The sequence below is a fragment of the Aquimarina sp. AU119 genome (assembly GCF_900312735.1).
In the GTDB taxonomy this organism is placed as follows: domain Bacteria; phylum Bacteroidota; class Bacteroidia; order Flavobacteriales; family Flavobacteriaceae; genus Aquimarina; species Aquimarina algiphila.
The window spans coordinates 1-21,244 of the sequence record NZ_OMPF01000003.1 but is presented as its reverse complement, the minus strand read 5'-3'; the positions used below and the strand labels follow the sequence as shown (position 1 = coordinate 21,244).

Genomic DNA, 21,244 nt, shown 5'->3' with positions numbered 1-21,244 from the left:
TTCTTACCTAAATATAGATATTGTATACTGTACAAGTCATAGATTAATGTTGATAAAAATTATTTCTTATATCAAAAAATCTCAAAATCAAGATTTGATTAGAGAGTTTTTATTCATCATGTTTTTTATTTCATTTCTGTATAACAGTATCGTCAGTCCAGATGCAAAAATAATGCAACTAACCAACATTAAAATTCCGCTATTCCAAATAAAATATGAAAGTCCGACAAATGGTCCACCAATTATGACCATAAGAGAACTTATAGGGTTAGTTTTGATAAAATTCAAAGCATGGATGGCTAGCCCAATAAATAGTAACGATGGTCCAATGATTACAAAAGGGTATAAAATTAATGGTGTATTATTTATTTGTTCTCTTAATTCATTTCTTCCGATATCGTTACTACCAAAGCTCCACATCATAAAATCAATAGTACAAAGTCCAACATGAGCAATAATTCCTAAGGTTGTTAAAACAGATGCTATAGAATTAAGTTTATTTTTAGAAAATACATGATTAAAAGAAAATAATAATACTGCTCCAATCAAATTAAACCAATGAGCTAAATCTATATGTTTTTGTTCACTCAGTGATCCTTGAGAAAAAAATATATAACTGGTTACAAAAAATATTAGTCCTAAGATACATAAGGTTCTTGTTTGCATAATCTGTTTTTTTTATGATTTGACTATTGCAAATTCTAATAAACTATAGAGTCTATTTATATTTTTCTTTTGAATCGTCGTATATTAATATTGAGATGCTAATAAATGAGTTTCATATATTAATCACGCAGAGTATTGATGTATTTTTTACAGAAACCCAATCACTTTTTATTCTTATTGTATTTTTTTTGCTTTTCCTATCACTTTTGCTGGTATTCCTGCAACCGTCATCCCTTCTTCTACACTTTTGGTAACTACACTACTTGCAGCGATATTGACACCATTATTAATAGTAATATTTCCGAGAATTGTAGCTCCTGCTCCTATAAATACATTATTTTTTATTTTGGGGTGTCTATCTCCTCCTTGATGGCCCGTACCTCCCAAAGTTACATTATGAAAAATAAATACATTATCCCCTATTTCGGCTGTTTCTCCAATAACTAACCCAATCCCATGATCAATTACTATTCCTTGTCCTAATTTGGCATTTGGATGAATATCAATTGCATACACTTCGAAAATCCTATTTTGAAAAAACTTTGCTGTTAGTTTCTGGTTTTTCAGAAGGAACCTTCTAGCTACCCGATATGCGGTAATTCCTTGAAAACCTCTGGAAAAAAGAATCACTTCTAAATACGTTTCTATAGCAAAATCCCGATCAACATATGCTTTTAGATCAGCTATAATTTTTTCTTGTAAGTCAGGATCTTCTTCTATTTCTTTAACAATAACTTTTTGTAATTCAGATCGAGTGAAATCATCAGTTTTAAGCTTATCTCCCAATATGTCAGAAATTGCATGCCAAAAATCTTTTTTATCATTAATATTTTTAATAATTATTCTTTCTATAATCGCTTCTTTATTAGCAAAATTTTTAGCTTCTAAAGCTATTTTATTCCAGATGTTTTTCATTTATTTTTTCTATGAACTTTACATGAATCCTTTATTCAATGATAATTAGATTGAAAACAATGCAATTTAGTAAGAAAATGGAATATTTATTTTTCTTTACTCATCTTAGGTTAGAAACCTGTAGATAAAAGTTTTAATGCTTCATTTTTACATTGAAGAAGAATGTATTTTTTATCTTTAATTATGATATTTTCTGATGCCTTTATCTGTAATCCTCGTAGTCCTGTTATTGTCTTATAATATTTAAATAATTTCTCTTTATCCAACTGAAGAATATATCCTTTATTTGCATCGTATCTTATGGTCTCTACTTCGGCATCATATAAAGAACCTACCCCCAATATTTCATCAATAGTATCATTATCAAAATCTGCGATGATAAAATTGGTAGTAGGCCCAAACTGAGCTTGTATGGGTAAGGGTTGTATCTCAAAATCACCTTCACCATTATTTACCAGTATGATTGTGCTAAAATTAGTAGCTGTAAAATGAATGGCTTCTTGAAGGTTTTTATCTCCATATATCTCAGACAATGATGCATTAGCAAAAGCACTATATGTTTTGAACTTATCTTTTAACTTAGGAATTTGTTCTGATGAACATTCTTTTCCCCGAACAGGTAATAATAGTCCTGTTTTCGATTCTTTACTCAAAATAATATCCAAGCTTTTATTTTCATCAAAATCTCTCGCATAAATATGCAATGGTGCATCAATAGTTGGATGAAACTTAGTGTTTTCTCCTATATTTCCTAACAGGTAATCCATATCTCCATCTCTATCAACATCTGTTGGCTGGATTGTAAAATACCATCCTGAGGTATTTTCTAATATTTTATCTTGTTTATAGGTAAAAGTACCGTTCTCGTTTTTGAAGATGATAACTGGCATCCACTCACCTACTACGATAAGATCATCATCACCATCTTGATCATAATCTGAAAATACTGCATCATTAACCATATTTAGGTTGTTTAGATCTTTACCCAAATCATCAGTTACATCTATAAACGTTCCTTTATCATTTTTTAAAAGATATGATGGGGAAGACATTGGATATTTACCTGGTAGAACTCCACCTCCTATAAAGAGATCAAGATCTCCATCCTTATCAAAATCAGATGTTGAAACTGTAGAGGAAACGGATCTAATATTGGGTAAACCATGACTTCTTGTAAAATTACCATTTCCATCATTAATATACATCCGGTCCTGAAGCCAGACACTATTATCCACATCTTCATAACTTCCACTCCCTACATAAAGATCTTGATCACCATCATTATCCATATCAAAAAACAAAGCAGTATTATCTTCAAAATCAATATCTTTTTGAAACGTAGCACTACTTGAATTTCTAAACATTCCATCTTCTTTTTGAATGTAGACTGCTCCTTGTGCTCCTTTGGCATTTCCGATAAAAAAATCATCTCTACCATCATTATTTACATCTGCTACTGCTAATGCGGCTCCTTTTTCACTCTGTTTCTGAGGTAGTAACAATTGTAGTTTATAATCGTCAAAATCACGTTCTTTATTCATATAATCAATACCAAACTGCTTTCCATCTATACTTTTAAATGTATCTACATTCTTATTCTGAGAATGTTTAATCTGTTTTTTTGAATCTTTAGATTGCATCGTAAGTAATTGATTCGTTTTGACTTGTTTTATAATACTATATCTCCCATTGGGCCATTCTATACGTATACTATCAATAATTTTGATGTCATTTAATCCAAAATGTAATCGCTGACTTACTGAAGACTGAAACCCTCTAACGGGATATAATTCTTTTGACTGTTGTTGATTTTTTGTGTAAATATTGACTTTTGTTCCTATCCCATTTGGGTTATTCTCTTCATATAGGAGTGCAATAGAAATAAAATTATTGTCTTGATTATTTTTATAGATACTTGCGGTTTCCATCTGATTATTAAGGATCAAATCCAAATCCCCATCATTATCAAGATCTGCATATGCTACGCCATTAGAATTTATTTCTTTTTCTAACCCCCACTCTTTGGTTACAGGAAAAAAAGTTAGATTACCAGAATTTAAAAAAGCCTTATTACTCAATTTGGTAGAAGGCATCATACTAATGGCTTCATCAAGCGTTACTTTTTTACGTCGTATAATATTTGCTTTCATTCGATGTCTAAAATCCTGATTAGACAGATCATGAAGAATACCATTGGTTACAAAAAGATCATTATATCCATCATTATTAAAATCTGCCAATAAAGGAGCCCAGCTCCAGTCTGTTTTTGCAACACCTGTTAATTGCCCTATCTCACTATAGACTCCATCTCCCAGGTTAAGTTGTAGCATGTTTGACATATATTGATGATGATACCCTGCTGCTGCTAAAAGGTTAAAGTTTTCTGTACTCATTGATGCCATATTTTCTTTACCTCTTTTATGATCATCAGATAACATGTCTAATACCACTAGATCAGGTTTTAAATCATTATTAATGTCGGCATAATCAGAACCCATACTATTTACAGAGATATGATCAAAAGTTTCAAGAATTGAATTGGTAAAAGTTCCATTTTTATTATTCAGATAAAGAAAGTCTGGTTCTAAGAAATCATTAGCAACATAAATATCTGGCCAGTTATCTCCATTAAAATCTCCAATAGAAGCACTTAATCCCCAGGTTTTATTTAGCACTCCCGATTTTTGAGTGATCTCATAAAATGTTCCATTATTATTTTCAAAAAGCTGATCTGTACTTTCAGGAAGAAAACTTGATTGAATTTTGGGATCAATAGTTACATTATTATTAAAATCAGGTCGATGATTTACCAAGTATACATCAAGATCCCCGTCTTTATCAAAATCTAGGTAATATGCCTGAGTAGAAAATGCTGTAGAAGCAAGCCCGTATTGATCACCTTGTTCTAAAAAAGTACCATCTTTTTGATTTACGTATAGTTTATTCTTTCTCTGTTTCTGATTTTTTAATGATCCTGATTTACAAACATAAATATCCAACCAGCCATCTGCATTGATATCTATCATAGAGACACCAGTAGACCACCCCTCCTTATCCATTACTCCAGCAGTTTTTGTAATGTCCTCAAAAACAAAATCGCCTTTATTAAGATAGAGTGCATTACTTTCTTGATTTGAACTAAAATATAAATCTTCTAATCCATCTTTATTGATATCACCTACAGCTACTCCTCCTCCATTATAGATATATGAATAATTGAGAAAGTTGAAATACAAGGTTTCTTCCATTTTATTTTTAAAATGAACCTTACTATGACTCTCAGAAATTGTTTCGAATAATGAGGTATTCTGTTCTTTGTTTATCGCTTTTGTTATCTCAGTTTCATTTTTTGAGCAACTACTATATATTAATATCAAAACGATTACATATATCTTCTTAAACATGATGCTTAGAATTAAATAGGATTTGAAGGGGATCAGGAAAATAAGGAAGATTTTTTTTGATACTAAACTTATCTAATAAACAACACCTTTTTATAGACAAACAACACAGATTATACTATAAGAACAACTAATGCTTGTAAAATGTATTTAAACAGTGATTTTAATTATAGTAACTACTCCAATATCATTTTGATTAGTAATACTAAACTCATAATCTTCTCCATAAAGGGTATCTAAACGCTCAATTACATTACCTAAACCTGTCCTAAAAGGTATTTCATCTTCGACCAGAGGTTTACCATTATTAATAATTTTAAATACGAGCTCTTTGTCTATACTTTCTATAATAATATCTATTTGTAAGGTATCATGATGATAAGAAAAGCCATGCTTAATTGCATTTTCGACTATTGGTTGTAACATCAATGGAGGTACAGCAAGATTTAATACATCTTTATTGACTCTAATGTCAAAATTTATTTTATCAGCATATCTTATCTTTTCTATATCTATATACTTATTAAGAATTTCTAGTTCTTTTTGTAAAGGAATATATTTTGTTTTAATTTCCATTGTTCTTCTCAACATATCACTTAGATCAGCTAATGCATCCTGGGATCTTTCAACACTTATATCCATTAGAGAAGAAATATCATTTAAAGTGTTGAAGAGAAAATGTGGCTGTAATTGTGATTGCAATGCTTTTATCTTAGCATCCAGTAATTGCGTTTGTAAATTGGATTGTAATAGTTCTTGTTCTTTTTGCTTTTTAAGATAATAAAAGGCATATACAATAGCTATTATAGAAAAATATAAGAAAAAGTTAAAACTAAGCCCATAAAGTCCTCTGGAATATACACTCTCAAAAGTTATCTCAATTGGATCTTCACTACTATACTTTCGCAATACCATTTGTCCTATAGCATTATAAAATGATAATAAAAAAGCAAATACAATATGTACAAAGACACTAATTAAATTTGATTTTTTCTGGAAGATGAAAAATTTGGTGATTATAATCGCCAAAGTAATAAACATCAACTTAGTGATGTAAGAAAAAATATAAGCTATAAAAACTTGACTCCAATCATTGGTATTATCAGTCTCAAAAGATAATAATAATGATGCTGCAATATCAATGATATACGCTGTTGTATAAAATAGAAGTAAAAACCTTATTAGATTTTTATTAAAGAAAAATTTAGATTCAGTTTTTGGCATTTATAATTTTATTTTCATCTTCTTTAAAAAAGAATTTCTAAAATTCTTGGATACTGAAAAGGTTTTTTTATCATTCATAATAATACTATAATCTCCCATTCCTTCGCTTATAACTTCATTAATTCTATTAATACATACAATAGTTGATCTGTTTACTCTTATAAATTTTTCGGAATCCAATCGCTTGATAAAATCACTCATTGATATTCTATACACATGTTTTTCATCATTAACTGTAAATATTTCGGCGTAATAAGCAGAGGAGACAATAAATTTAATTTCATCAACTTTGACAAAGCGATATTTTTTACCAGTTTTGAGAACAATTCTGTCTAAAAACATATCTTTCTCCTTTTCAATATTTGAATCTTCATGACTCAAAAATTGTATCAATCTATTGATCTTTGATTTAAACACCTTTTTTTCTTCTATCTCTATTTTTTCTATTCCACGATGAAGTGCTTCTAAAAAACGTTCCTTTTTATAGGGTTTCAGCAAAAAATCAATAGCTTCCACTTCAAATGCTTTTACTGCAAAATTGTCAAAAGCAGTAACAAAAATAATACTGGGTATTTTGTCTATATTTATTTTTTTCAATACTTCAAACCCTGTCATATCAGTCATTTGAATATCTAAAAAAACCAGATCTGGCTGAATTGTATTTATTTGTAAAATAGCTTCTTTACCAGAAGATACTTCAAAAATTTGCGTCGATACATCACTTTCTTCCAAAAGTTTTAAAATCCTTTTTCGAGCAAGTGCTTCGTCATCTACTACTACTATTTTCATCCCGTTAAGATATGAATTTGATTTATGGTTTATACATCATCAATATTTTCCTTTATCTATTATATCAATGTACATCCTTTCTAAAAAAACAAAACAATACACTGATAACCAAAATATTAACTACCCAAATAATACTACATAACCTCACAAAACTGTTCCATAAATTTGATATTTTATGATAGAAAAATGATATTATAGGTACTTTAATCATGATAGATTCAAATCAATACTAATTTATCATATAATCAGTGAAAAATATCAAAAACTAATTTTCAACAAGGCTTGGATATTATTTTTATTATAAAACTTTATATCATGAAATCCATTTTTATATCTTTTGTTCTTTGGTTCTGTTTGATATTTTCAGGAAGTGCTCAACATCTTAAGCAGTTATATACTGAAAGCATAGAAGCATATAAAAATAAAGAGTATAAAAAATTTAGATCTTTAAATCTACAAGCTCTCAAACTACATCCTTCACAGCCTACTTTCTTATATAATTTATCTGCTGCTTATGCTTTAAATAATCAAAATGATGAAGCCGTACATACTCTAAACCTACTTTTAAGCTGGAATGCTAAGCTAAAATATAAGGAAGATAACGATTTTAAAAATCTATTAAAAAAGACTAATTATAAGGAAACATTAGAACAAAAAAAGCAGGAATATGAAGTAACCAAAAAATCCAGTGAGATGTACTTAACACTTCCTGATAACCATCATATTGAAGACCTCATTAAAATTGACCATATCATTTATATGACTGATGTACACAGCGGTGAAGTTATTGCCTATGATATTCAGAAAAAACAACACAAAATACTCGCTACATTCTCGGCCTCTGCGCTAGCAATTGAAAAAGGGTACAAAAAAACATCAATATGGGTTACCACCGCAATGCTTTCTCAATTTTCTGATTACAATACATCTGATCACAAAAATAAAACTACTATTTATGAGATTGATATAAAAAAAGGTACTATTCTTACCAAAATTGAACTCGCAGATAATGCAACTGTAGGGAGTATTGTCCAAGGTAAAAACGGATACCTATATGCAACGAACTCTACTACTCCAGAATTCTATATTATTGACACAAAAAAGAAGAGTATTATCAATACGATATCTTTGGATGAAGCTTTTAATATTCAGGGGATAACTATTGATCATAAAAACAATCTGGCATATATTGCTGATTACATAAAAGGAATAGTTCAAGTTAACCTTCTAAATCCATCAGAAAGGAAATGGTTCACTTCAGAAAAATATCTGTTGAAAGGCATAGACGGTATTTCATTCGTTAACAAACACACTCTTTTGGCTATTCAAAATAATTCGTCTCCAAAAAAGATAATTAAAATTAATCATCATATGGGTGTCGTTGATACCATAGACCTTCTCGACAATAATCTTGATATTGCTGGAGAACCCACTAACGGAAAATTCTATCCAGATTTTGGGTTTATTTATGTATCTAATAGTCAATGGCCTTTTTATGACAAAGAAAATCAGGCGATAAAAAATCAATGGAAACCACAAGTAATGAGAGTGTTACGCTTTAAATAATCGATATAGTTTTTGTTTTTCTGATGAAATCAATTATTTAAGAGAGCAATAATACGTAATGGTCCCCCACTACCTCCCTTTATTTTCATGGGTAACGCTATTATATTAAATTCTTTACTTGGCAGTTGATCGAGGTTCATTAGGTTTTCAAAGGCAGGGATATTTTCAGAAAGCAAGGTAACATGACTTTTAAAATATTGAGATTGTCCATAATCTATACTTGGGGTATCAATACCAATAGCATTTATGTTACGATGTTTTACTAACCATTCTGCAGCTTCATTTGATAACCCAGGAAAATGTAAATCTTTAATTGCCTCACTACCACGTTTGTCGGTTCCTAAATATTTCAATTTATCCGGATAAAACTTAGAAAAACCAGTTTCTAACAAAACAATACTTCCATCGGGTATTTGAATGTTTTCCCTTTTTTCCCAATCTAAAAAATCCTCGATACTTATTTTATAATCAGGATCAGGTAACGCTTTTTTAGACACATCAATTTTTATTGCGCTTCCTACTAGTTTTTCGAGTGGAATCTCATCTGTAGCTTGTCCGTTTTTTGAAAAATGAATTGGAGCATCAATGTGCGTACCACCGTGTTCTGCTGTAGCAAAATTATTTGCAGAATAGAAATAGCCTTTATCTGTTTCTCCTTTTGCAACAACATCTAATTCAAACTCCTTTGCAGTTACCCAATAGATGGTCTCTTCAGAAAAAAGATGCGTTAAGTCTACAATTTTAGTTTGTGAGAAATCAATTGATGTAGAATGAATTGGCTTTTGCTGTTCACGAACTTTGTTATCACAACTTAATAATATAAAAATGGAAAGTAGCAATGTAAAAATAATAGGTTTCATTTTTATTTAAAGCTTAACTGTTAGTATCTTAAAAGTAATGAATTTAATGTGTCTTATAAAGACAAAACATTAAAGATTTACTACATTAGTAACTCATATAAAAGTATCATAACATTTTCTATATTTAGATAGCTTTTATACGATAAGACATCTTATCTGGTGAAAGAAAAACTTAAAAAACATATTGAAAAAGTAATACCTCTTACAGACGATGAGTATTCATTTGTTGTATCCCATTTTTCATTTAAAAATTATAAAAAAAATGATATTCTCATTCAACAAGGAGAAAAAGTGAAGTATTGCTATTTTGTTGTCTCCGGGCTTTTAAAATTAGTTTATGGTGATAAAAATGGGAAACAACATATTGTATCATTTGCTATGGAAGACTGGTGGGAAAGTGATTTTTCAGCGTATTTCACTCAGACCAAAGCCAAAATGTCTTTACAATGTATCGAAAATACTAATGTATTTTGCATTACACTTGAAGGTTATCAAAAATTATCTACAGACTTACCCAAAATGCAGAGTTTCTTTCTTAAGAAATCTAACTCGGGTCATATTGCTTCTCAATATAGAATTTTATCTTTTCTAACATCAAATGCTAAAGAAAGATATGAGCAACTTCTTAAACAATATCCCTCATTATTTCAACGCGTTCCTAAAACCCTTTTAGCTTCTTATCTAGGCGTTTCGCGAGAGACACTTAGCAGACTTTCTTCTTAGTCTTTTTCTCTTTTTTATAATTGTGATGTTTGTCACGCAAAAACAACCATTTTGTTCAAATCTTTGCAATGAACATATAAATCTATGTTATGAAAAATGTTGGGAAGGTTTTAGTAATCATACTATTCACATCTGTGTCAATATTCGCGCAGAATAAAAATGAAAAACAAATGGAAAAACGCATTATTAATCCTTGGACATGGCAAAATGAAAGAAGCTATGTACAAGCTGTTGAAGTAACTAAAGCTGAAGGAACACTCTATGTTTCTGGTCAGACAGCCATTGATGATGATGGAAAATCAAGTACCGGCAATATGAAAACACAACTAATTCAGGCAATACAAAACTTAGAAAAAGTTATCATTCAAGCAGGATATGAATGTAAAAACATTGTAAGGTTAAACGTTTACACAACTTCATCAGAAGAACTCTTTACTTCTTTTGATGTTTTTCAAAACTGGGTAACTCAACATAACATAAAACAAGCCAGTACACTTCTGGAAGTGAAAAGCCTTTTTGAAACATTAAAAATAGAGTTAGAAGCTACCGTAGTAAAATAGTATTGTTCTCATCCAGAATTTACTTTTTTGTTATACGCTTTTAATCTTTTGTTGTATTAATTTACCCATTGTGCCTTAAAGAATTATCTATTTTTAATGAATTAATCTTTCATTATGAAAAGAAGGCAATTTATCAGTACCGCAGGAAAAGCAACATTGATGTTATTAGCTCCTATGGAGATATTAGCAAACTACGAAATCTCTGATAAAATTTCGGGCAAATTTGTTTTTGTAGAAGCTGAACAGTTTACCCATCAAGGAGGATGGGAATTGGACCAACAGTCGATGAACCAGATGGGGTCTCCGTATTTATTAGCACACGGATTAGGAATACCTGTTGAAGATGCCACTACGCAAATTGCATTTCCCGAAAAGGGAAAATACAGGCTATGGGTTCGTACGCGAGATTGGGTGGCCCCTTGGGAAGCACCAGGTACTCCTGGAAAGTTTCAATTACTTCTAAATGACAAGCCTGTAAAAGAAACCTTTGGTACAAAAGGCACAGAGTGGCATTGGCATGATGGAGGAGTTGTAGAAGTATCCCAAAAAACAAAAGTAGCTTTACACGATCTAACAGGTTTTGAAGGAAGGTGTGAGGCAATTCTTTTTTGTAAAGACTTAAATTTTGAGCCAATAAATGATGTAACGGCGCTTACTAAATTCAGAAGAAAACTACTAGGTTTACCAGAAAAACCAGAAGATGGTGGCAATTTTGATCTGGTAGTTTCAGGAGGAGGTTTTGCAGGCACCTGTGCTGCTTTGTCTGCAGCAAGAAATGGATTAACTGTAGCACTTATACAAGACCGACCTGTCTTAGGAGGAAATGGAAGTTCAGAAGTTCGTGTTTGGCCAGAAGGTCATACTCGACAGGAGCCTTTTCCTCATATTGGAGAGATTGTAGACGAAATTGCTCCTGAAATCATAGACCTGGGGAAATACGGAACCCGTAATGCCAGATTAGGTGATTCCTATGATGACCAGCGAAAACTAGAAGTTGTTAAAAATGAACCTCGTATTACTTTATTTTTAGAAGAACGTGTAATTCAGGTAAAACATAAGAATAATACAATTAGTGCTATAGTTTCTCAAAATACAAGAACTGCAGTACACACTAAAATTAAAGGTAAATTCTTTGCAGACTGTACAGGAGATGCAACCGTTGGTTTTCTCGCCGGAGCAGATTATGAAATATCCAGTTCAGGATTTATGGGATTCTCTAATATGTGGAATGTAATGGACGCAGCTAATAAAGAGGAAGTACTCAAATGCGAATGTAAAGATAAAACAGCACTCACCCTATCATGTGAAATTGGAGAGGTCGAACAACCTTTTCCGCGATGCCCCTGGGCACTGGATTTAAGTGACAAACCATTTCCGGGAAGAGCAAATTATAAGGGACAATGGGGTTCAGAAGATCCTTTGGGCAATCTTGGAGGTTGGTTCTGGGAAAGCGGTTTTGATAAAGATCCTATTACAGATGTAGAAAAAATTCGTGATCTAAATTTTCGAGCTATGTATGGAGCTTGGGATGCTTTAAAGAATGTAGATAAGTTATATCCAAACCATCGTTTGGGATGGTCTGCCTTTATTTCTGGTAAAAGAGAATCCAGAAGACTTATGGGTGATGTTAAGTTAACTGCTAACCATTTTAGAGATAAAGTTGATTTTGAAGATGGTGCATTTCCATGTTCGTGGGGTATCGATGTGCATACTCCGCATGAATCTTTTGATGAAGATCTTAAAGGAGAAGAATTTATTTCTTTTGCTACTACCGGAAAAGGATATGATTATGAAGGTCCTTACTGGGCACCTTATCGCGCACTTTATAGTCAGAATATTACTAATTTATTTATGGCTGGTCGCAATATAAGTGTGAGCAGAGAAGGATTGGGACCTGTAAGAGTAATGAAAACTTGTGGAATGATGGGTGAAATAGTAGGTAAAGCCGCTGCACTTTGTTCTCTATACAATACCACACCAAGAGGCATTTATGAGAATTATTTGGATAAATTAAAAGAACTGATGAAACAACCTGGTGCAAAGCGCCTTTAGGTTTAAAACAATCAATAGTATACCATGAAGTATTTTTCTCTATTCATCCTAATTTTTCTTTTTTCATACTCTTGCAAAAATCATGATCCTGTTCTTGAAAAAAATAATCCTAAAAAAATTACCACTCCCATTAAAGGGTTTAAACTGACTTTAGGAAAACCCGATCTCAAATCAAAATTTGAAGATGAAACATGGAGTATTTGGGGTGGTTCTATGGTAAAAGGAAGTGATGGATTGTATCATATGTTTTATTCGCGTTGGGAAAAAGCGTTAGGATGGGCTTGGGTAACTGATTCTGAAATTGCTCATGCAGTTTCCAAGAGTCCATTTGGCCCATTTAAGTTTAAAGATGTAGCACTTCCTGCACGAGGTGATAATTTTTGGGATGGATTATGTACACATAATCCTACAATCCATAAGTTTGACAAAAAGTATTACTTATACTATATGGGAAATACAGGAGATGCTAAAACACCTACTTCACCAGGAAATCAGATTTTAAATCCTGTACATCGCAATAATCAACGAATAGGTGTTGCTATTGCAGATAGTCCTTACGGACCCTGGAAAAGGTTTGATACTCCGCTCATTGATGTTAGCCCCAATAAAAATGCATTGGATGCATTAATGGTTAGTAACCCATCAATTACTCAACGTCCTGAAGGAGGATATCTTATGATATATAAAGCTGTTGGAAAAGAAAAATCAGGAATTTGGGGTGGGCCTGTAGTACATTGTGTCGCCACTTCAGATCATCCAACCGGACCATTTAAGAAATATGACAAGCCTGTTTTTCAAGCAAAAGGTCATGAATTCCCTGCAGAAGATCCTTTTATCTGGTATCAGGAAGGTAAATATCGTGCAATAGTTAAAGACATGCATGGAGCTTTTACAGATGCAGGACGATCATTAGTGCTATTTGAATCAGAAGATGGGTTGGATTGGAAATTATCAGATCATCCATTGGTTTCTGCATTAGAAATTAATTGGATAAATGGGTATAAACAAAATGTCCATCACCTGGAGCGCCCTCAGCTTTTTATAGAAAATGGAAAACCAATCGCCTTGCTTTGTGCTGCTGATATAAAAGATGACGAAAATGTCATTCAATCTTTTAATGTGCAAATTCCGATTTTGAACTAACAGTTATTTCTGTAATAGCATAAATTTTATACGTTTAAAAAATAAAATTCTGTAATGTTTTTAAAAAGAATAGTTACCCCTTTAGTCTTAATAATTTGTTTAGAAATTTTTGGGCAATCAGTGCCAAAAAATTTTAAGAATCCCATTTTGCCAGGTTTTTATCCTGACCCCTCAATTTGTAGAGTTGGAGACACCTATTATATGGTAAACTCCAGTTTTGAATGGTATCCCGGATTACCCATTCATAAAAGTAAGGATTTAGTAAATTGGGAAAAAATAGGCCATGGATTGCATCGCATTGATCAAATTGTATATAAAGACGGTTTAAAAAATTCGAATGGCATATTTGCACCCACAATTCGTTATCATAAGGGTACATTTTATATCATTACAACCATGGTGGGCCAGAAAGGTAATTTCATACTAACAGCCAAAAATCCAGCAGGTCCATGGAGTGATCCTATTTGGATTAAAGACGCACCAGGAATTGACCCTTCTCTTTTTTGGGATGATGATGATCGTTGTTATTATACAGGCGCTGGGATCATAGATAATTCTGGTAATAAATGGCCAGGAAAAAATGGGATTTGGATGCAAGAAATAAATCCGGATACCGGGGTTTTACTCGGAGAAAAAAAACAACTAACCTATGGTCATGCTTCCAACGCAAGATGGGCAGAAGGCCCACATTTGTATAAAATAAATGGTGAGTACTTGTTATTAATCGGCGAAGGCGGAACTGGCGAGTATCATGCCGTTACAGTATTTAACAGTACAGCCCTTTGGGGTCCTTATATTCCTAATCATGCTAATCCAATTATGACACATCGCCATTTAGGCAAAACACATTTAATCGGTCAAACTGGACATGCTGATTTAGTAGAAACTCAAACCGGAGATTGGTGGAGTGTATTATTAGCAAAAAGGCAAATCAAAGGGTTTGTTACTCTTGCTCGTGAAACTTTTTTGGCAAAGGTAGAAATGACAAAGCAAGAAAGTGGTGTTACTCCCATATTTAACCCAGGCATTGGACTACTACAGAAACAGCAAGAACGACCTAATTTACCCTGGACTCCCGTTCCTAAACTAAAAGAACGAGATGATTTTGATGGTGAAAATCTTAATTTAGAATGGAACTTTTTACGCACTCCCCGCTTTAATTGGTATTCACAAAATGATGGGCAAATGGTTATTCAACTTCGTCCAGAAAAAATAACTGAATTGGTAAACCCATCTTTTATAGCAAAACGTACACATAATTTTAACTATCTAGCTAAAACAAAGCTTATTTTTAATGCTAAAAATGAAAACGAAAAATCTGGATTGGTCATTTACCGAAGGCATGGTAATAATTATCAATTATTAAAAAGTAAAAAGGAGATTATTTTGATTAAAGCTTTTCAAAAAGACAACAAAGGAGAATTTTTGCCTGAAATTGTTGCAAAAATTCCCTTTAAAAAAGAAAAGGTAATACTAGGTGTAAAAGTTGAAGGTCTTAAAGCACAATTTATGTATGGGGAAAATGAAGAGGGTTTAAAAACTCTTGGAGAAGTCCAGGATTATACGATAGTTTCTGATAATATTGCAGAAAAATTTAATGGTGTCTATATTGGTATGTACGCTACTTCATCTGGCTCGAAAAGCAAAAACGAAGCAAAATTTGATTGGTTTTCTATGATAGGAAATGACTGATTTGAATAGCATAGAAATATTTATCATTAACACTATAAAACAAAATGTAAAAGTAGTAGTTTGATTTTCAAAGTATAAAATGTATACATTTACTATACTAAAAAACACATCAACTCTTTTAATTGTACATATGAGCATATGCCTGTTTATATCATATTTCTTATAAAAAAGATAAAATAACTACAACATCAAAAGGTATACATGTATATTATACTCTGGGGTTTGTAACCGCAGATCAACATTATAATACGACATATTTTCATGGCGGAAGTAATGCTGGATTTACATGTTGGTATCTAATGGATATTGATAAAAAATGGGGATATGTACTTTTTACGAACTCAGAATATGGTGAAAAACTTGGAAACGAAGTCTGGGATTATTTTGAAAGGGAGGAGTAAAACTTGAGTCATCCATCTGCCAGCAAAACAATATCTTTATTACTGATGTATTGTTATTATTCTTTATTCGTTTCAACGATTAACAACAAGCAATAAAAAAACCTTCAAATATAAGATGAAAGGTCTGAAAGATTTTTTTGAGAAGTTTTTACTTTTTTAAGCCAAACAGTTCTTCCTTAAAAATTTGAAGATATTATAAACGAATATCTATAAAAACGGTAAAAAACACCATTGTATTTTTAGAACAGAATAAACAACAACCATTTGTACATGCTTACAAACATTTACAAATACATATAAAAATATATAGTTATCTTGGTAACTATATTCACTTGTTACAACATATTCAAAAAAATATTTCCTTACCTAAATCACTAATCTTTTTAATCAGTATCCAACTGGCATTATAATTGTGCGTGAAAGGAGTATGAAACAAATACTAAGCATTTTAATAATCCTATTAATTAATGGCTTTGCGTTTTCACAAAAAACGAAATCAAGACCTGTTCTGACTGAAAAACAGAACGCTGAATGGTTTATGAAATTTAAGCAGTTGACTAATAAATCTGAAAAAATCACGAGAATTAAGCAGAAAATATTTTCTGACTCAATCTACATTCGCAAAAATACATTTAATATAATTGGATGCCGAGTAGATATCGAAAAAACAAAATCATTGATGAGAGCAATGAAAAAAGGATGTTGCGAATGTAAAATAGTGTTTGCCCTTAAGTTTAAAAAACAATCATATCAACTAGATCCAACAGAATACACTAAAGTCAATGAAATTTTAGAGTTAGTGGAACCACAAAACATTGAGGAGATTAAAGTATTAAATGGAAATTCAGCCACGGAATTGTATGGTGTAAACGGAAAATGTGGAGCTGTCATAATGTATTCTAATAATCGAAAAGTTAAACGGACAATAGAAAACATGTTGTAACACCATATATGTGATCATAGCAACTAAGTGATCAATCTGATGGTTGTTGTATTTTTGGTAAGGCGCAATGCTTGCAAAAAGTAAAAGTTAGCAATCAATGCGCAGAAAAATCAAAAATAGGGTAATATTTTGCCCTGCTAGGATACATATATTTAACGTTATATGCAATAAAAAATGCTGAACTTATCGAAATCTAAATCGGAAAACTTATTTGAGAAAATAAAAACCGCAAAAGATGTTACTAAGTTATCAATTCGATATCCGAATTATGATTTAGAAAAATATGGGCCAAGTTTTTTGAATTTTGAGAAACTGAAAAGTCTTTTCCTACAATCAAAGGCGGATAGTATAAATATAATTCCTAGTGATGTCGGTGAACTTAAGACATTAAAACAATTAGAAATTCTAAATTTCAACTATCAAGAATTCCCTAAATGGATTTTAAAACTTCCCAATTTAGAGCAATTAGTATTCAGGGGGCACGATATTGAGAGCTTGCCAGAATCAATTTCACAATTAACCAAATTAAAATCTTTTCGGTTTGAAAACTGTGCAATAAAAAAATTACCAGAATCAATGTATAAAATGAAGAAGCTAATTCATTTGTTACTTGCAGATAATTTTAAATTAGAATCAATAGATACTAATTATTTACCTATAAATTTGAAAGAATTAATAGTTTCGCCATCGAACTTATCTTCTAAACAAAAAGAAATGATTCTTAAAAGGAGACCTAATTTAAAAGTAATTGATAACGATTAAGAAGAAACTAAATTTAATCTGTGAAGAAATAATTTATGGATTGGAGGAAAAGAAAATATTTAACCGATTGAAATAAAAAAATCAGCCCAGTTAATTTATAAAATTAATTCCCAATTATAACTTACTTTTAATTTCTTTTGTAAACCTTTTATTTAGTTGGTATTTGTTAAATTAGCCGCTTAAACACACAACAAATAATATAAAAAACATATTATTTACAAGAGTCAAAAAAACCTAAATTGATGAGTAAATACCAAGGGATATTGGATCACATAGCTAGATATGTTGAATTATCAGACAGTGAAATAAAGGATTTTATTTCAATATTAAAAACTACTAGAGTAAAGAAAAGACAATTTATTGTCCAACCAGGATTTGTATCTGAATATCGAAACTATATTGTAGAAGGTGCAGTTAGAGTTTTTTATTTAGATGATTTAGGAAAAGAGCATACTGTAATTATTGCAATAGAAGATTGGTTTTTTACAGACTTTTACAGTTATGTACATAGAACTCCTGCAGAATATTATGCTGAAGCGCTTGAGGACTCTATAATCCTACAAATGAAATATGAAGATGTTGAAGAACTTTGTAGTAGAATACATTCTTTATCTCAATATTTTAGATTATTTACAGAAAGATCCATGGCTTATTCTTATAAAAGAACCATTTCTAATATTAGCAAAACTTCTGAAGAGCGATATTGGGAGTACGTTAATAAATATCCTCAAATAGCAAACAGAGTCCCGCAGTACGTCTTAGCATCATATTTAGGTATTTCCCCAGAGTCATTAAGTAGAATTCGTTCACGCTCATAAATAAAAATTGATTTACATCAATTGTATTCCTTGACAAAAGTCAAGCAATTTTCTTACCAAACATCATATTAATCTCTTAACATACAACGCAACTTTGTAGTGTCAATAATTGGCAGATTGGGTTTGAGTTTTATTAGACCATAAGTTCTGTAAAACTAGATCCTAATCTTTTTTAAAAATAAACAAAGTGAAAAACAAGTTAAAAGATTTATTATGAAAGCAGTAGTTTATAAAGAAAGGTCACAAATTGAAGTTGTGGATATACCAAAACCTCAATTATTAAAAGATGATGATGTTATCGTGCGTATTACCCTTGCTGGTATTTGCGGTGCAGATTTAGAATTCACCCAAAATGGACCAGAAATGGGTTTATTTAAAGGGATGCGAATAGGCCATGAATTTGTTGGTGTCGTAGATCAAGTAGGTAAAGATATTCATTCTTTAAAAGTTGGAGATCGTGTCGTAGCTTCAGCCATGTTTGTAGACGGGGATTGTTACTATTGCAAACGCGATTTACCTTCTGCATGTGACCACGGAGGTTTATTTGGAACTCCTCTATTTGCTCAACATGGAGGTGATGATATTCAGGGTGGACAAGCCGAGTTTATACGTGTTCCTTACGGTAACTCTTCATTATTCAAACTTCCAGAAGGTTTAACAGGAGATGAACATGACACAAAAGTTCTTCCATTAGGAGATAATTTTGCCACCGGTTATCATGGTGCATTGAATGCGAATATCAAGACAGGAGAAACCGTAGTAGTTATTGGTGACGGTGCAGTAGGGCTAAGCGCGGTAATGGCTTCTACATTATTTGGTCCTTCTACTATTATTCTTGTAGGACGTCACGATAGCAGATTAGAATTAGCAAAAACCATTGGAGCTACTCACGTAGTAAACTCTAAAAATGAAGACCCCGTAGCATTTGTAAAATCACTTACCGAAGGAAGAGGTGCAAATTCTGTGATCGATTCTGTGGGGAATAAAACAGCAATTGCCCAAGGTATGGAAATGACTCAAGCTGGTGCATCAATAAGTGTTCTAGGTTTTGGTCACCTTTATGAACCCGTTGATCAACCTTATTCATCAGCATTATTTAGAAATATAACCATTCATACAGGTGTTGTAAATGTAGCCGCATATATGGAAAAATTACTTCCTATAGTAGAGAGAGGTGTTATTGACCCTAGCAAGATTTTTACTGATATTTTACCACTATCTGAAGCAGAAAAAGGATACAATTTAATGCGTGATCGCTCTTCTGGAACGCTTAAAGTTGCTTTACGTCCTTAAGATTTTCGAATTAAAAATTCAAAATAAATAATCATGAAAAAAATATATTTCATATTCATCTTGAATACAATTATTATGACACAACTACAAGCACAAGATAACGATCTACAATTGATTGAAAAAACGATCAATTATTACTTCGATGGAATGACTACGCATAATAAAGGGTCTTTTGAAAAAGCATTCCATCCCAGTGCTACCATGAAATGGATAGACAAAAAATATGAGGAAGTAAATGCTATTGAAGCGTTAAGCGAGTATGCTAACTCAAATGACCCCGTAGAAACAAAAACCTATATGATTGCTATAAATATAGCAGGAGATGCAGCCAACGCTCAGTTAGAGCTAGAATATGACACCTTTTCTTACATTGATTTTATGCATCTGCTAAAAATTGATGGTAAGTGGAAAATTGTTAGTAAAACTTATTCTACAAGAACGAAGAGTAATAAGAAATAGAAAAATAAGAATAGACCCATGTGGAATTTTTACAGATATAATTATGAATAGGTATTTACTTCCAGTTTTTGCCATTGTTATCGGCGTTATTATTGCTTTTGTAACCAAAAAACAAAAGTCAATAGGCACTAAACTCTTATTATCATTCAGTGGCGCATTTCTATTAGCATTAACACTTTTTGATTTATTGCCAGAAGTGTATCATCATATAGAAGCCAAGCAAACCGGATTCTTTATAATGTGCGGTATCTTATTGCAAATTATTTTAGAGTTTTTATCACAAGGAGTTGAACATGGTCATGAACATAAACATAAAGAAGATAAAAAATTTCCTTGGGTACTATTTATAAGTCTTTGTATTCATAGCTTTTTAGAAGGATTTCCGATTCATCATCACAATGACATGGTATATGGTATATTAATTCATAAAATCCCGATAGCAACATTATTAACTACCTTTTTATTACAATCTAACTACAGCAAAGTACAAAGTATTGGTTTCTTAGTTGTATTTGCACTAATGACGCCTTTAGGTACCTTTATATCTAATAATTTGGTCTTAGTTACTGAATATATGGATTATGTTAATGCTATAGTGATCGGTATATTTTTACATATTGCTACAACTATTTTGTTTGAAACTGGTGAAGGTCACAAGTTTAATTTATCCAAGCTGGCAGTAATATGTTTTGGGGTCTTCATAGCTAACTTGATTTAAAAGTTCTTGAAAGAATAGTCAAGGTAATTGTAATAATAGATCTAAAAAGGATTAAAATAAATTATTGTTGAAAGTTAGAGAGACAGAAGAATCACTTTTTGAAAAAATACTAATTAATATAAAACATGCTACAACAAAGAACTGAGTTAAAAAGCAAGTCTTTTTAGTTTAATCTTGAAATATAATTTTCATCATAAGGCAATCCACTTTTTGCTATTGCAAAAGCCTGTTTCAATAACTTATTTGATACTGCAATTAA

19 protein-coding genes are annotated in these 21,244 nt (G+C 31.6%); 13 read left to right on the top strand and 6 right to left on the bottom strand.

The window, feature by feature from the left end:
* Positions 1 to 87: 87 nt before the first annotated feature.
* From DK442_RS03640 to DK442_RS03620, 5 genes are all read right to left on the bottom strand, one after another.
* Positions 88 to 666, bottom strand: a complete 579-nt coding sequence (locus tag DK442_RS03640) for a hypothetical protein (protein ID WP_109434498.1) — start codon at positions 664 to 666, stop codon at positions 88 to 90.
* Between the two features lie 174 nt (positions 667 to 840).
* Complete coding sequence (gene epsC / locus DK442_RS03635) at positions 841 to 1,581, bottom strand: serine O-acetyltransferase EpsC (RefSeq protein WP_109434497.1); 741 nt, start codon at positions 1,579 to 1,581, stop codon at positions 841 to 843.
* 110 nt (positions 1,582 to 1,691) lie between these two features.
* A complete protein-coding gene (locus DK442_RS03630) occupies positions 1,692 to 4,985 on the bottom strand; it encodes a VCBS repeat-containing protein (RefSeq protein ID WP_235010899.1) in 3,294 nt (1,097 codons plus the stop codon).
* Positions 4,986 to 5,132: 147 nt separating this feature from the next.
* Positions 5,133 to 6,206: a sensor histidine kinase gene (locus DK442_RS03625; protein WP_109434495.1), complete on the bottom strand. Its 1,074-nt coding sequence runs from the start codon at positions 6,204 to 6,206 to the stop codon at positions 5,133 to 5,135.
* Positions 6,207 to 6,995: a LytTR family DNA-binding domain-containing protein gene (locus DK442_RS03620; protein WP_109434494.1), complete on the bottom strand. Its 789-nt coding sequence runs from the start codon at positions 6,993 to 6,995 to the stop codon at positions 6,207 to 6,209.
* Positions 6,996 to 7,310: 315 nt separating this feature from the next.
* Between DK442_RS03620 and DK442_RS03615 the strand changes: the two genes are divergently transcribed.
* Positions 7,311 to 8,561, top strand: coding sequence for a hypothetical protein (locus DK442_RS03615; protein ID WP_109434493.1), 1,251 nt, complete (start codon positions 7,311 to 7,313; stop codon positions 8,559 to 8,561).
* A 29-nt stretch (positions 8,562 to 8,590) separates the two neighbouring features.
* On the opposite strand, the gene DK442_RS03610 is transcribed toward DK442_RS03615, so the two are convergent.
* Positions 8,591 to 9,421 (bottom strand): cyclase family protein, encoded by an 831-nt coding sequence (locus DK442_RS03610; protein WP_109434492.1) that lies wholly within the window; start codon positions 9,419 to 9,421, stop codon positions 8,591 to 8,593.
* A gap of 159 nt (positions 9,422 to 9,580) precedes the next feature.
* Here DK442_RS03610 and DK442_RS03605 point away from each other — a divergent pair, with 159 nt between their 5' ends.
* The 12 genes from DK442_RS03605 (at position 9,581) to DK442_RS03550 (ending at position 20,985) form a co-directional block, all read left to right on the top strand.
* Positions 9,581 to 10,144 (top strand): Crp/Fnr family transcriptional regulator, encoded by a 564-nt coding sequence (locus tag DK442_RS03605; protein WP_109434491.1) that lies wholly within the window; start codon positions 9,581 to 9,583, stop codon positions 10,142 to 10,144.
* A gap of 170 nt (positions 10,145 to 10,314) precedes the next feature.
* Positions 10,315 to 10,704 (top strand): RidA family protein, encoded by a 390-nt coding sequence (locus tag DK442_RS03600; protein ID WP_109434682.1) that lies wholly within the window; start codon positions 10,315 to 10,317, stop codon positions 10,702 to 10,704.
* Positions 10,705 to 10,818: 114 nt separating this feature from the next.
* Positions 10,819 to 12,756: an FAD-dependent oxidoreductase gene (locus tag DK442_RS03595; RefSeq protein ID WP_200825084.1), complete on the top strand. Its 1,938-nt coding sequence runs from the start codon at positions 10,819 to 10,821 to the stop codon at positions 12,754 to 12,756.
* Between the two features lie 24 nt (positions 12,757 to 12,780).
* Complete coding sequence (locus DK442_RS03590) at positions 12,781 to 13,899, top strand: glycoside hydrolase family protein (protein WP_200825083.1); 1,119 nt, start codon at positions 12,781 to 12,783, stop codon at positions 13,897 to 13,899.
* Positions 13,900 to 14,019: 120 nt separating this feature from the next.
* Positions 14,020 to 15,591, top strand: a complete 1,572-nt coding sequence (locus DK442_RS03585; protein ID WP_200825082.1) for a glycoside hydrolase family 43 protein — start codon at positions 14,020 to 14,022, stop codon at positions 15,589 to 15,591.
* A 155-nt stretch (positions 15,592 to 15,746) separates the two neighbouring features.
* Positions 15,747 to 15,992, top strand: a complete 246-nt coding sequence (locus tag DK442_RS03580) for a serine hydrolase (RefSeq protein ID WP_109434489.1) — start codon at positions 15,747 to 15,749, stop codon at positions 15,990 to 15,992.
* 427 nt (positions 15,993 to 16,419) lie between these two features.
* A complete protein-coding gene (locus DK442_RS03575) occupies positions 16,420 to 16,935 on the top strand; it encodes a hypothetical protein (protein ID WP_109434488.1) in 516 nt (171 codons plus the stop codon).
* Positions 16,936 to 17,109: 174 nt separating this feature from the next.
* Positions 17,110 to 17,697, top strand: coding sequence for a leucine-rich repeat domain-containing protein (locus DK442_RS03570; RefSeq protein ID WP_109434487.1), 588 nt, complete (start codon positions 17,110 to 17,112; stop codon positions 17,695 to 17,697).
* A 242-nt stretch (positions 17,698 to 17,939) separates the two neighbouring features.
* Entirely contained in the window at positions 17,940 to 18,515 is a 576-nt protein-coding gene (locus tag DK442_RS03565) for a Crp/Fnr family transcriptional regulator (protein WP_109434486.1), read from the top strand.
* Positions 18,516 to 18,728: 213 nt separating this feature from the next.
* The gene (locus DK442_RS03560) at positions 18,729 to 19,808 is read left to right on the top strand and encodes a zinc-binding dehydrogenase (protein ID WP_109434485.1); all 1,080 of its coding nucleotides are present in this window, start codon (positions 18,729 to 18,731) and stop codon (positions 19,806 to 19,808) included.
* 33 nt (positions 19,809 to 19,841) lie between these two features.
* Positions 19,842 to 20,267, top strand: a complete 426-nt coding sequence (locus tag DK442_RS03555; RefSeq protein WP_109434484.1) for a nuclear transport factor 2 family protein — start codon at positions 19,842 to 19,844, stop codon at positions 20,265 to 20,267.
* 43 nt (positions 20,268 to 20,310) lie between these two features.
* Complete coding sequence (locus DK442_RS03550) at positions 20,311 to 20,985, top strand: ZIP family metal transporter (RefSeq protein WP_109434680.1); 675 nt, start codon at positions 20,311 to 20,313, stop codon at positions 20,983 to 20,985.
* The last annotated feature ends 259 nt before the right edge of the window (positions 20,986 to 21,244 follow it).

Bases quoted from the DNA above. Each gene is read 5' to 3' on its own strand.
- DK442_RS03640 (WP_109434498.1), bottom strand. From the start codon at position 666: ATGCAAACAAGAACCTTATGTATCTTAGGACTAATATTTTTTGTAACC.
- epsC (WP_109434497.1), bottom strand. From the start codon at position 1,581: ATGAAAAACATCTGGAATAAAATAGCTTTAGAAGCTAAAAATTTTGCT.
- DK442_RS03630 (WP_235010899.1), bottom strand. From the start codon at position 4,985: ATGTTTAAGAAGATATATGTAATCGTTTTGATATTAATATATAGTAGT.
- DK442_RS03625 (WP_109434495.1), bottom strand. From the start codon at position 6,206: ATGCCAAAAACTGAATCTAAATTTTTCTTTAATAAAAATCTAATAAGG.
- DK442_RS03620 (WP_109434494.1), bottom strand. From the start codon at position 6,995: ATGAAAATAGTAGTAGTAGATGACGAAGCACTTGCTCGAAAAAGGATT.
- DK442_RS03615 (WP_109434493.1), top strand. From the start codon at position 7,311: ATGAAATCCATTTTTATATCTTTTGTTCTTTGGTTCTGTTTGATATTT.
- DK442_RS03610 (WP_109434492.1), bottom strand. From the start codon at position 9,421: ATGAAACCTATTATTTTTACATTGCTACTTTCCATTTTTATATTATTA.
- DK442_RS03600 (WP_109434682.1), top strand. From the start codon at position 10,315: ATGGAAAAACGCATTATTAATCCTTGGACATGGCAAAATGAAAGAAGC.
- DK442_RS03595 (WP_200825084.1), top strand. From the start codon at position 10,819: ATGAAAAGAAGGCAATTTATCAGTACCGCAGGAAAAGCAACATTGATG.
- DK442_RS03590 (WP_200825083.1), top strand. From the start codon at position 12,781: ATGAAGTATTTTTCTCTATTCATCCTAATTTTTCTTTTTTCATACTCT.
- DK442_RS03575 (WP_109434488.1), top strand. From the start codon at position 16,420: ATGAAACAAATACTAAGCATTTTAATAATCCTATTAATTAATGGCTTT.
- DK442_RS03570 (WP_109434487.1), top strand. From the start codon at position 17,110: ATGCTGAACTTATCGAAATCTAAATCGGAAAACTTATTTGAGAAAATA.
- DK442_RS03565 (WP_109434486.1), top strand. From the start codon at position 17,940: ATGAGTAAATACCAAGGGATATTGGATCACATAGCTAGATATGTTGAA.
- DK442_RS03560 (WP_109434485.1), top strand. From the start codon at position 18,729: ATGAAAGCAGTAGTTTATAAAGAAAGGTCACAAATTGAAGTTGTGGAT.
- DK442_RS03555 (WP_109434484.1), top strand. From the start codon at position 19,842: ATGAAAAAAATATATTTCATATTCATCTTGAATACAATTATTATGACA.
- DK442_RS03550 (WP_109434680.1), top strand. From the start codon at position 20,311: ATGAATAGGTATTTACTTCCAGTTTTTGCCATTGTTATCGGCGTTATT.